This is a genomic window from Pedobacter borealis DSM 19626 (assembly GCF_000708285.2).
GTDB lineage: Bacteria > Bacteroidota > Bacteroidia > Sphingobacteriales > Sphingobacteriaceae > Pedobacter > Pedobacter borealis.
In genome coordinates this window covers 1-706 of sequence record NZ_JAUG01000199.1, presented here as the reverse complement: position 1 = coordinate 706, position 706 = coordinate 1, and the positions used below count along the sequence as shown (strand labels likewise).

1 protein-coding gene is annotated in these 706 nt (G+C 39.4%); it reads left to right on the top strand.

The window, feature by feature from the left end:
* Positions 1-324 precede the first annotated feature (324 nt).
* Complete coding sequence (locus tag AW17_RS23405; RefSeq protein WP_051692069.1) at positions 325-702, top strand: SET domain-containing protein-lysine N-methyltransferase; 378 nt, start codon at positions 325-327, stop codon at positions 700-702.
* The last annotated feature ends 4 nt before the right edge of the window (positions 703-706 follow it).

Here is a 706-nt window from a genome sequence, read left to right as displayed (position 1 = left end):
AATTATAAGAGGAGCTGAGCCGAGCCGTGCAACCAGTGGGCACAATGCCTGACAACAGGAGAATACTACCGGTTGTTAAGAGATACTATTTCAACAAACCGCTGTATACCGAACGGTACGTACAGTGGTGTGAGAGGACAGATAGGGAACTAATCCCTATCTTCCTACTCTATTCCAAATCGGTGTTTTAACGTGTCTCAGCATTGTCCAAAGTATTCCTGCTTAGGGTTCAGTCTGGTAAAAAGCCGAACGAACCGATCCCAAAAAAGAAGCAGCTGTGGAAAGAGCAATCAAAGATGCTAAGGTATTGCACAAAGGAAAATAATGCTGTTTAATAAAGATATTTATCAGCCCCTGCACGTCGAAGTAAAAGAAAGTCCACTTCATGGACGTGGTGTATTTGCTAAAAATAGAATAACAAAAGGGAGCCTTATAGAGCAGGCTCCTGTTATTTTCTTATCTAATACCGAAAAGGAAACCTTAAGGTTTACCAAACTTTTTCATTATTATTTTTTGTTGGATGAGCCTGATAAACCAACCGCATTTAGTTTTGGCTATGCTTCGTTCTACAATCATTCGCCCAAAGCAAATGCCTTTTACAGCTTTTCGAGAAAGAGAAATACCATCAATATCTACGCTTATCAAACTATTGAAGCAGGAGATGAGGTAACTATTAACCTGAGTTCGATAATTATTTGCTGAAAAT